Genomic DNA, 10,000 nt, shown 5'->3' with positions numbered 1-10,000 from the left:
CGCTTAGTGGTGCCGATGAGCTGAAGTTCAATCAGATCGCCGACCGCGTACTGAAAGAGGCCGAAGCCAGCATTATCGACCAGATCGCGACGGCTCAGTCCGCCAATTTCAGCGAAGAAGAAATCCTGACCCTGATCAGCGCCAATTCCGGCCCGGTTGCGGCCAAGTATAATACGAGCAAGTTCGCGAATCCCGACGCCAATGCCCAGCAGATCCAGAGCTACATGGTCGAAGCGGTGATAAAAATTATCAAGACATTCAAGGAAGCCATTTCGGGCTGACCGGTAGCGCATTGTGAGATGGGGGTTTGAGTGGTGTATTTGAAGCACGTGATGACGGGTGTGGGGCTGATGGGGCTGATGGGGGCCATGGGGGCACAGGCGCGCGAACCGGAACGTGAACCCGGCGCGCGTATAGCCGTCATGCCGAAGCCGGAGCAAAAGCGGATGAATCCGCCGGTCACCGCGACGGCACCGCAAGGCGCGTCACCGGCTCAGGCACCCATCCCGGCCCAGACTGTGGCTAAAATCAATCCGGCCCCTGTGGCGCAGCCCTCTGGCGAAATCGCGCCTTCGGTCGATATGATCGAAAGCCCGCCACCCGTGGTGACGGCGGCGGCGCAGGACGTTGGCCCGGTCGGTCCCGCCAAACCCACTGGTGATTTCGCCGAACGTGTTGAGCTGGCGCAACAGTTGCTGGAAGTGGATGGCACCGAGGCCATTATCCGCCACTTCGTCAGCGAAGTGCACATGCGCCTGATCATTGGCGAAGTGGGTAAGTACATAGATTTCAATAGCCTGAATGAAAGCGACCGCTATCGTCTGGCGACGATTGTGGCGACCGTTTCGACCGAGCTGGGCGACAAGATCCTCACCCTGACGGCGCGCGGTCACGCGCAGAACCTCAGCAAGGAGGAGCTTCTGTACCTGACCCGTGTCAACGACAGCGATGCTCAGCGCAAGCTGACCCAGATGCGTATCGACGACACGGGTGAACTGGACAAGAACGCCACGCTGGTCATGCAGATTTCCGCGCTGAAGATCGTTCAGGAATTTGAAAAACCATGAGGTCGCCGGTCCTCAAGGCGCTGTTTCTGACTCTGGGCCTGCTGGTCCTGGCGGCGGCCCCCGCCTGCCTTCTGCTACCGCAAAACAAGCATGCCGCGCACACGACCGGCCCCAGCCTTCTGGCGGCCTATTGATCGGTACGCCGATACCGATGTTATTCTCCCTCTTGGCGAATCTTGAATTTGGGATACAGTATTAATCAATGGCCGAACCCCATAGTCGGTCAGGGCTAAAAAGTGCCGCCTGATACCGGGTTAAGGCACGTGAAAATTGGGAAAAATCGCCAAGGGAGGCGTCCAATGAAACACCTGGGTAAGATCGCGGTCGCCGCGATCACACTGTCAGCCTTGCTGGCCGGTACGGGCTATGCGCAAAGCGCCGATTGCCGCAAAAAGTGCAATGACACCTATCAGGCCTGCCAGAAGGCCGGTACGTCCGAAGAAAAGTGCCGCGCCGCGTGGCTGGATTGCAAGAAGAAGTGCAAATAAGTAACCCATAGTTGCGGGGCCGGAGTACGCTCCGGCTCTATTCAACTGAGGCCTTGCGGTTTTCTGCAATCAGCGCATTCGACGCACTCTCTATGCGCGTCTTGATTTCGCTCATGAATTCGCCGCGCTTCAGCCCGGCCGGAACGGGCGGCAAGAATTCGAACACCACCGTGCCGGGTTTGCGGATGATGCCGTGCGCCGGCCAGCACTGACCGGAATTGGTGGCCAGCAGATGGCAGGGAAATGCGAGGTCGCGATAAAGTGCGGCGACGCCCGGTTTGTACTCCGGGTCCTGCCCCACCTCTGAGCGCGTACCTTCGGCAAAAATCAGGATCTGCCGCGCGTTCTCCAACCGGTCGCGCGCGTCGATGACCATGGCGCGTAAGGCCTTGGAGGCATCCTTGCGGCGTATGGGGATCATGCGCGTACGCCAGATATACCAGCCGAAAAACGGCAGGTAGGTCAGTTCCTTCTTCAGCACAAAGCAAGGGTCATCCAGCACGACAAACGGTGCAATCGTATCGAGCATACTGAGGTGCTTGCCCGCGATCAGAGCCGCCCCCTTCGGCCGGTGCTCCAGCCCGCGGAACTCAACCTTGACGCCACAGATATAGCGCAGGCCAAAAAGGACCAGATGCGCCCACAGCTTAACCGTCTGCATTCCCCAGCGCCGCGACAGCAGCATGAAGGGCGTGCCCAACAGGCCGATGATCACGACCAGACCATAAAGCCAGACGACGAAAACAACTGAACGCAGGAAATTCAAGAGGCCGAACCTTCCGCCGCAGCCTCACCGGCTGCGGTCTCATCCTTTTTGCCCGAACCGGTCAGGCTGGAAAAAATATCACGCGCCAATATGGCCAAATACTTACTGTATTCCACAATCAGCATGCGCGAACTGCGCCACGATTTCCACCACTCGCGCGCATCAAGCGTCGGGGTGGCCACCGGATAGGCGTGTAACTTGACCCCCGGCAAGGCTGCCTTGATCTCCAGCAGGCTGCGCGGCATGTGATAATCCGAGGTCACGACGATCAGGTCATCGAACCCCTTGGCCTTGGCCCACTCAGCCACCTCGTAGGCGTTGCCGAGCGTAGTCTGCGCCTCGTACCCCAGATCGACACAGCACTCATAGAGCTTTTTGGAGCCTTCAGTGACGGGCAGCAATTCTTCGCGCTTCACTTCGCGGTTGACGCCGGAAATCAGCATGCGCGCGCCCTTGCGTCGCTCCAGCAAGCGCATACCTTCCTTGATGCGCATGTCCGACGCACCGGTCAGCACGACGATGGCGTCGGCGGCCTCTTCCGGTTCGGCGGCCGGAGTCGAATGGATAACGCGGTCGGCGAAGGCGTAAAGCCCGGCCAACCACAATCCAACCACCAAAACCACGGCCACAAGGCGGCGCATCAGCTTTTCCCCAGCATCTTCAGGGTTACGATACGCGCGGTTCCCGCAGCAATCAAGGCGGCGAGCAGTGGACAGGGCAACAAAACCAACAGGTCCAGCCACGAAAAGGGCAGAGCCAGCAACAGGCTTTGCGACGATCCGGTCAGCTTGATCACCACCATGACCAGCCCCGCCGCTACCGCACCCAAGAGGCCGGAGATCGCGGCCATGCGCGCAAAGCGGAACTGAAACCGCCCGGCGATAAATGTGTCCGTCGCGCCGCACAGGCTCAGGACCTCAACAATATTGGCGCGCGCCATCAGCCCAGCGCGCGTGGCAAAGCCCACCACCGCCGCCGCTGCGGAGGCAATCAGTAAAAATATACCCAGAGAAATCAGACGGATAATCAACGCAGACGTCTCAATATCCTGAAGCCAGGTTGAATGATCGTCGATGGTGGCGTCGATTTCCTTCTCTGACAACGCCTCCGACAGGGCGGTGGCCTTCGCCGGTTTGGCCTCATCCAGCCGCACCTCCACCAGATTGGGCAAGGGCAGGTCCTCCAGCACCGCATCGCCCAGCCACGGCTTGATCAACGCCTTGGCGCGCTCCGGTTCGATAGCGGCGGCCTCCTTGACGCCCGGCACTCCGGCCAGCACTTCGGCGGCGCGCGCCGCAGCGACAGAGCCGCTTTCAAGCCCCGTCGGGCGCACCTGCACCGTCACTTCGGCACGGATTTCGCGCGACCAGCCCGACGCCGCGCGATTCGAGGCCAGCGCAATCAGGGCCGACAACGCCGCCAGAAAGAACAGGACGGCGATCACGTAGTGCAGCGACACCTCGCGTGTGTCCTGCTCAGGCAGCAGATCGCGGCGGCGCAGGCGTTTCCCGGCGGTCATAACGCCCCCCTCACCGTCTGGGTCAGGTCGCGCTGAAACAGCCGCCCCTCGCGTAGTTCAAGTACCGGCATACCTGATGCACGGATCAGCGCTTCGTCATGGGTGGCGATCAACACGGTTGCCCCCAAGCGGTTCAGCTCGATAAACAAGCGCATGATCCGCAGGCCCATGGCGTGGTCGATATTGCCGGTGGGCTCATCGGCCAGAATCAGGGTCGGACGGTTAATCACGGCCCGCGCAATGGCCAGCCGTTGCTTTTCACCGCCCGACAGCACATCCGGCATGACGTGCAGGCGATTTTTCAGCCCAACCCAACTCAGCAACTCAATGACATCGGCTTCGAATCGCTTTGGGTCTTCGCCGCGCACAAACAACGGCAAGGCGGCATTGTCGAACACATCGAGGTGCTCCAGCAGGCGGAAATCCTGAAAGACGATGCCGATACGCCGGCGCATATCGGCAGTCTGTTTGCGGTCGGCCGGATTAAGACGTTCGCCAAACAGGCTGATTTCGCCCACAGACGGCTTTTGCGCCTGATAAATCAGACGCAAAAGCGAGGTCTTGCCCGCGCCTGAGGGACCGGTCAGAAAATGAAACGACCCGGCAGGCAGTGAAAAATTCAAATCTTTCAGTATGTAGTGCTCAGGGTCATGTCCGGTATGCCCGGCCCCTTCATAGCCCAGTCCGACGTCGCGGAACACAACCACCTGGCTGTGATCCGGCTCAAAAAGATCGTCGTGTTCGTAGGCTGTTACCACAGGTTTCAGACTCGCGTTTTGAGGTCTTGTTAATGCTTTTCGGCCAAAAAGGTTAAGCACCCGTTTGGTTAACGGGCCTTATGTAGTGATTCGTCCGGATGCTTCTGACCTGTCCCAAATGCGCGCTCAGTTACGCGATTGATGAGGCCCAGCTGGGGCCTCAGGGTCGCACCGTGCGCTGCGCTTCGTGCAAAACAACCTGGCACGCGGAAAAGCCCGAAGAGCCGATCGAACTGCCGCTCGAAAAGGCCGTGGAAAAGCCTGCCACCGGGTTGAAGGAAGTCAAGGCGAAGAAGATTCCGTCGCTGTACCGCGACATGATCGAAAGCCAGAAGCGACACAAGGCCCTGATGGCGCAGGGCATCATCTGGGGCGCGCTGACGGCTACCTTCGTTGCCATGCTGGGCACGGCCTTTCTGCTGCGCGTCGATCTGGTGCGCGCCTTTCCGCGTCTGGGCGGGGCCTATGCGGCCGTGGGCGTTCCGGTGAATGCCGCAGGCCTCGAAGTGCTGGAGTCTAAGCTGGAAAACACCCTGCGCGGGGGCCGTTTCGTCGCCACGGTGACGCTGAAGGTCAAGAATATCCGCGATGAGGCCAATCCGGTGCCGCCGGTGCGCGTCGATCTGATGGACAAGGAGTCACACCCGCTTGACACCACGCTGATCCCGCCGCTGGGGCTTACGCTTGAAGCCAACGAAACGCGCGTCCTGACCTTTGACATTCCTGACCCCTCCAACCGCGTCAAGAATATCAAGCTGGCCTTTGACCTGCAGGCGGCCAAAGACCTGTCGCGCGTCCGTCCGTCCCTTATGAACGGCAGCGGTGGCGGGCACGGCGAAGAGGCGCACGGGGATGGCGGCCACGGGACACCACCGGCGACAGAAGACGCCCACGCGGCTCCGGGTCATGAGGCGGCCCCCGCTGCCGATGCCGGACACGCGGCGACGGCTGCGGAAAACGCGCATGGAGACGCGACAACTGCGGCTGACCATGCTACGGAAAAACCAGCCGAGCTGCGGCCCGCGCCTGACGCGCCCTCTGCCGCCGCTCATCACTAGTTTTTACTGAGTTTACATGACCTACGACATTCTCCTGAGCGAGGCGGACATCGCCGCGCGCATCGACGCTATGGCCAGGGAGATGGCCCCGCGCCTCACCGAAGAGACGGTCGGCGTTTGCCTGCTGACCGGCGGCATCTGGTTTGCCGCAGACCTGACGCGCGCGCTGGCCCGCCACGGCCTCGGCATCAGCTTTGATTCGATGTGGCTGTCCTCCTATGGCGACGGCCGTCAGAGCGGGGAGATGATCCTGCGCGCCGACCTGCAACGCCCGGTCAAGGGCAAGCAGGTGTTGATCATGGACGATGTGCTGGATACGGGCGCGTCTCTGAAATTTGCCCGCGACCACCTGCTGCGCGCCGGGGCCACCGAGGTACTGACGGCCGTCATGGCGTCGAAGCCCGTCACGCGTCAGATTGAAGCCGATTATGTCGGCTGGGAAGCGCCCAAACGCTATCTGGTCGGCTATGGTCTTGACGATGGCGGCCGCCTGCGCGGTCTGCCGTTTATCGGGGCGCTGGACTGAGCGCACAACGCAACCCCTGAAAAAAAAGCTACCCGGTTTCCGCCGGGTAGCCTTTTGTTTTTATACCTATTTACGCTTGGCGAGATAGCCGTGCATGGTCATCCAGCGCACGAAGGCGTCGAACCAGCCGGTGCTGGTGGTTTCCTTGGGGTACATGCCAAAGCCGTGGCCGCCCTGTTCATAGTAGTGGAACTCGACCGGGCGCTTGGCTGCCTGCCAGCTCTGCACCAGACCGAAATCGCCGTGCGCGAACAGCGGGTCGTCTGCCGCCAGCGCGATAAACAGCGGCGGCGCATCGGCGGGCACGGTCACCGCCGACAGCGGTCCATAGATGTCGCCGATAAAGGCCGGCTTGGCATCCCCCCCGGCCAGAGCGGTGGAGAGGGTGAGCATGGCCCCTGCAGAGAAGCCGACCATGCCGATACGGTCAGAATCGATATGCCATTCTTTCGAGCGCGACCGCACCAGCGCGAAGGCGGCGCGAGCATCGGCGATCTGAGGGGCGATGCGCGTCATCGGGTCTTCCCCCGGCGCCGGGGTCGGACGCGGGCGGGCCGCGCCGGCGAACATCTCCCGCATCGAGGCTTCGAAGCCGGCCATATCGGCAGGGGTCGGGTTGAGGCGATATTTCAGCACGAAGGCCGCCACGCCGCGATCGGCCAGCGCCCTGGCCACGTCCCAGCCCTCGTTCTGCATGGACAGGGTGCGGAAACCGCCACCGGGGGCGACGATTACGGCAGCCCCTGTGGCCTTTTCCGGCGACGGCAGGAAGGGGGTCAGGGTGGCGACGCTGACGTTACGGGCAAAGACGCTGCCGTACTGGCTGTGCCAGGACTCCGGGGCCGTTGCCCCCGGCAGCGGACCGGTATTCAGCACGATGGCATCGGGCTGGGCCGGCGTGGCAATGGGGACCATCTTGTCATTTTGGGCGGAAGCCGGGAGGGCGGTGCTGGCCACGGCCAGAAGCGCCAGGGTCAGGGTTACAGACAGGCCACGTGTCGCCTGCCGGAAAGAACCGGGGAAGGTCATGGTTTGGTTTCCTCTCACTGTGCATTTTGCGTTTCCCGCTCTGCGGCGGGGTTTGGGTCGGGTACGGCTTTGCCGTTTATGGTTGTGATAACGCTAACATGACAGATGAAACCTCGCCACCGTTTTTTTCATCCCACGCACTGGATCATTATGATTTCTGGTAGAAACATAATGATCCAGATTTTTGTTTAGCCCCTCGCCGGGCGGTGGCTTCGCCACCTTGGCCGCCGCCTCAATGGCGGCCTGAGCGGAATGATTCCAGTAGAAATCATTCCGCTCTAAACATGAAATTTTTGTGTGCGGCGCGAAATTAACCCAAATTAACCGTTGCGGTCGTAAAACCGAATCCAGCGTTTTATCAAAACGAGGTGGAAGATGACGGTTCAGGGTATCAAACCCCTGCGCGACGGCGTGCTGGCGGGGGCATTGGTGTTCAGCGTGGCGCTGGTGGCGTCTCTGGCGGTCTATATGACGGCGCAGCACGGCATGAAGACCGAGATTCGCGACAACCTGAACGGCCTGTCGCATCAGGCCGCCGCCTTGCTGGATACGGCAACCCTTTCGAGCTTCACCTCCGGGACGGACAAGGCGGGCACCGACTATCAGCAGGTCGCCGCACCGTTTCAGAAGTTGGTCGATGCCGACAAGCGCCTCGCCTTCATCTACGCCATGGTCGAGCGCGAGGGTAAGGTCTATTTCGTCATGGACGTGCAGCCGACCGGCAGCAACGGTGAGCCCTCGGCGGTGATGGAAGAATATAAAGATGCCTCGCCCCTGCTGGTGCAGTCTTTCCGTGACCGCAAGGGTGCGACCGAAAGCGAACCGGTCACCGACAAATGGGGCACCTTCCTGTCCGGCTATGCGCCCTTCACCGATGCGTCCGGGCAGTTTGCCGGTCTGGTTGGGGTGGACATCACGCTGAAAGAATATCAGGCCAGCCTCAATCGTATCCGTCTGGCCCTGCTGATCGGTCTGGGTCTGGCGGCCCTGTGTGCAGTCGGGGTCGGCTTGGGCGTCTATCGGGCGCGTCAGGTCATGGCCCGCTCGCGGCAGGCCGCCGCCGAGCAGGCGCAGCGCATCAGCGACATGGAACGCCAGCGTCACGAAGCCGAAGCGCACGAAGCCGAACGCGCCGCGCACCTGCGCCGCCGCACGCTGAATGCCCTGGCCGACGAACTGGAAGCCTCGGTGACGACGGTGGTCAGTGAGGTGGTGTCGGCCACGGCCCTGCTGAAAGGTGAAGCCGATAACGTCACCCACATCGCGCAGGACACCAAGACGCGCACCCATCGCGTCTCGGGCATTTCGCAGAACGCCGCCTCCAACTCGGCTCAGGTGGCCGCCGCGGCCGAAGAACTGACGGCCTCCATCGCCGCCATCCGCGAACAGGCCGAACACGCCGCCGCCGTGGTGCGCGTGGCCTCGGACAAGGGCGATACGGCCAAGTCGGTGATTCAACGGTTGAGCGAATCGTCGGGGCGGATCGGCGATGTCGTCGGGCTGATCAACACCATTGCCGGTCAGATCAACCTCCTGTCGCTCAACGCCACCATCGAGGCGGCGCGCGCCGGTGAGGCGGGCCGCGGCTTTGCGGTCGTGGCCTCTGAGGTCAAGGCCCTGTCCAATCAGGTGTCGAAGGCGCTGGGCGATATTTCGGCGCTGGTCGGGGCCATTCAGTCCGAAACCCAGTTGTCGGTTGAGGCGATGAACGACATCCTGCGCACCATTGCCGAGATCGAGACGGGCACCGGCGTCATCGCCGAGGCCGTGGGTCAGCAGTCGCAGGTGACCGCGGAAATTTCGCACACCATCCACGCCACGGCGGCCGGGGCGCGCGAAATCGCCGACAATATGCAAAACGTCACCGACTCGGCGGAAAACACCGGCCTGACGGCGCAAAAGGTCGCCGGGGCAAGCGTTGCCTTGCAGGGCCGCGCTCGCGAACTGAGCGACAAGGTGGACGGCTTCGTGCGCCAGATCCGGGCTTAAGACATTTCTGAGACAGTCAGGCGCTCAGACTCTGTCCTTGAGGTTCAGGGCAGTGGGCGCTCATCGAATCCTTATGGCGATAGCCTTATCCGGCTGTCCTGACCATTTTCCTGAAGGATTTCCGATGAAAACGCTGTTTTTGACTGCCGCCGCACTCGCCTTCGCCGCGCCTGCGCTGGCCCAATCACCCGCAGACTTCTCCGGCCCGTACATTGCGGGTCAGGGCGGCTATGCCAAGACCAAGCTGGAGTTGACCTATAATAACGGCGCCACCACGCAAAGCACCTCAGATGACACCGGCAATGGCGCGGCGGGGGTCATTCTGGGCTTCAATGCGCAAAGCAACGGTACGGTGTTCGGCGTCGAGTCCGACCTGAACTGGAACAATGCCAATGACCGGTACACGGTGCTGGGTGAAGAGGTGGAAACCGGCATCGACTATTCCGGCGCGGTGCGTGCGCGTCTGGGTTTTGTGTCGGGTAACACCCTGTTTTACGGTGCGGCCGGTGTCGCCGGGACGCGCGCCTATGTCGAATACGACGGCGAGAAGGAAACCGAAACCGTCGCCGGCTGGACGGCCGGTATCGGGGCCGATCACGCCTTCAGCGACCGCGTGTTTGGCCGCATCGAATACCGCTATACCGACTTTGGCGACGTCGAAGACGATGGCGTAAAGGCCGAATTGACGCAGCAGTCGGTGTGGCTGGGTCTGGGCATGAAGTTCTGATATCACCCCCAAGGTTGAAACAGGGCAGGCGTCTGCGGACGTCGGCCCTTTTTCGTGTCACGGGCTTTTTCCT

12 protein-coding genes and 1 pseudogene are annotated in these 10,000 nt (G+C 61.5%); 8 read left to right on the top strand and 5 right to left on the bottom strand.

Annotation, left to right across the window (positions count from 1 at the left end):
• The 4 genes and pseudogenes from LDL37_RS10535 to LDL37_RS10520 all read left to right on the top strand — a co-directional run.
• Positions 1–281, top strand: a pseudogene (locus LDL37_RS10535) (hypothetical protein); the annotation flags it as partial.
• A 30-nt stretch (positions 282–311) separates the two neighbouring features.
• Positions 312–1,067 carry a hypothetical protein gene (locus tag LDL37_RS10530; RefSeq protein ID WP_290797799.1) on the top strand — a complete coding sequence of 252 codons (756 nt, stop codon included), beginning with the start codon at positions 312–314 and terminating at the stop codon, positions 1,065–1,067.
• On the top strand, positions 1,064–1,201 hold the full coding sequence (locus LDL37_RS10525) for a hypothetical protein (RefSeq protein WP_290797797.1): 138 nt from the start codon (positions 1,064–1,066) through the stop codon (positions 1,199–1,201). The genes LDL37_RS10530 and LDL37_RS10525 overlap by 4 nt, the downstream gene beginning before the upstream one ends.
• 165 nt (positions 1,202–1,366) lie before the next feature.
• On the top strand, positions 1,367–1,555 hold the full coding sequence (locus LDL37_RS10520) for a hypothetical protein (protein WP_290797795.1): 189 nt from the start codon (positions 1,367–1,369) through the stop codon (positions 1,553–1,555).
• A gap of 37 nt (positions 1,556–1,592) precedes the next feature.
• Here LDL37_RS10520 and LDL37_RS10515 read toward each other — a convergent pair whose 3' ends face one another.
• From LDL37_RS10515 to LDL37_RS10500, 4 genes are read right to left on the bottom strand one after another with little or no spacing between them, the layout of a single operon-like run.
• Positions 1,593–2,321 (bottom strand): lysophospholipid acyltransferase family protein, encoded by a 729-nt coding sequence (locus LDL37_RS10515; protein WP_290797792.1) that lies wholly within the window; start codon positions 2,319–2,321, stop codon positions 1,593–1,595.
• Complete coding sequence (locus LDL37_RS10510) at positions 2,318–2,962, bottom strand: YdcF family protein (RefSeq protein WP_290797789.1); 645 nt, start codon at positions 2,960–2,962, stop codon at positions 2,318–2,320. Before LDL37_RS10510 ends, LDL37_RS10515 begins: the two co-directional genes overlap by 4 nt.
• Positions 2,962–3,840, bottom strand: a complete 879-nt coding sequence (locus LDL37_RS10505; protein ID WP_290797787.1) for an ABC transporter permease — start codon at positions 3,838–3,840, stop codon at positions 2,962–2,964. The genes LDL37_RS10510 and LDL37_RS10505 overlap by 1 nt, the downstream gene beginning before the upstream one ends.
• Positions 3,837–4,598, bottom strand: a complete 762-nt coding sequence (locus LDL37_RS10500; protein WP_126423334.1) for an ATP-binding cassette domain-containing protein — start codon at positions 4,596–4,598, stop codon at positions 3,837–3,839. Before LDL37_RS10500 ends, LDL37_RS10505 begins: the two co-directional genes overlap by 4 nt.
• Positions 4,599–4,696: 98 nt before the next feature.
• On the opposite strand from LDL37_RS10500, the gene LDL37_RS10495 reads away from it, so the two are divergent.
• The gene (locus LDL37_RS10495) at positions 4,697–5,656 is read left to right on the top strand and encodes an MJ0042-type zinc finger domain-containing protein (RefSeq protein ID WP_290797782.1); all 960 of its coding nucleotides are present in this window, start codon (positions 4,697–4,699) and stop codon (positions 5,654–5,656) included.
• 16 nt (positions 5,657–5,672) lie between these two features.
• Positions 5,673–6,182, top strand: coding sequence for a phosphoribosyltransferase family protein (locus LDL37_RS10490; protein WP_290797780.1), 510 nt, complete (start codon positions 5,673–5,675; stop codon positions 6,180–6,182).
• 66 nt (positions 6,183–6,248) lie between these two features.
• Here the strand turns inward: LDL37_RS10490 and LDL37_RS10485 are convergent, their stop codons facing one another.
• A complete protein-coding gene (locus LDL37_RS10485) occupies positions 6,249–7,211 on the bottom strand; it encodes an alpha/beta hydrolase (protein WP_290797778.1) in 963 nt (320 codons plus the stop codon).
• Between the two features lie 375 nt (positions 7,212–7,586).
• Here LDL37_RS10485 and LDL37_RS10480 point away from each other — a divergent pair, with 375 nt between their 5' ends.
• Positions 7,587–9,200, top strand: coding sequence for a methyl-accepting chemotaxis protein (locus LDL37_RS10480; RefSeq protein ID WP_290797775.1), 1,614 nt, complete (start codon positions 7,587–7,589; stop codon positions 9,198–9,200).
• 124 nt (positions 9,201–9,324) lie between these two features.
• Positions 9,325–9,927 (top strand): outer membrane beta-barrel protein, encoded by a 603-nt coding sequence (locus tag LDL37_RS10475; RefSeq protein ID WP_290797772.1) that lies wholly within the window; start codon positions 9,325–9,327, stop codon positions 9,925–9,927.
• Positions 9,928–10,000: the final 73 nt, after the last annotated feature.

The sequence above is a fragment of the Asticcacaulis sp. genome (assembly GCF_020217185.1).
Taxonomy (GTDB): domain Bacteria; phylum Pseudomonadota; class Alphaproteobacteria; order Caulobacterales; family Caulobacteraceae; genus Asticcacaulis.
The sequence above is the reverse complement of the archived record's forward strand: the minus strand, read 5'-3'. Positions and strand labels throughout refer to the sequence as shown.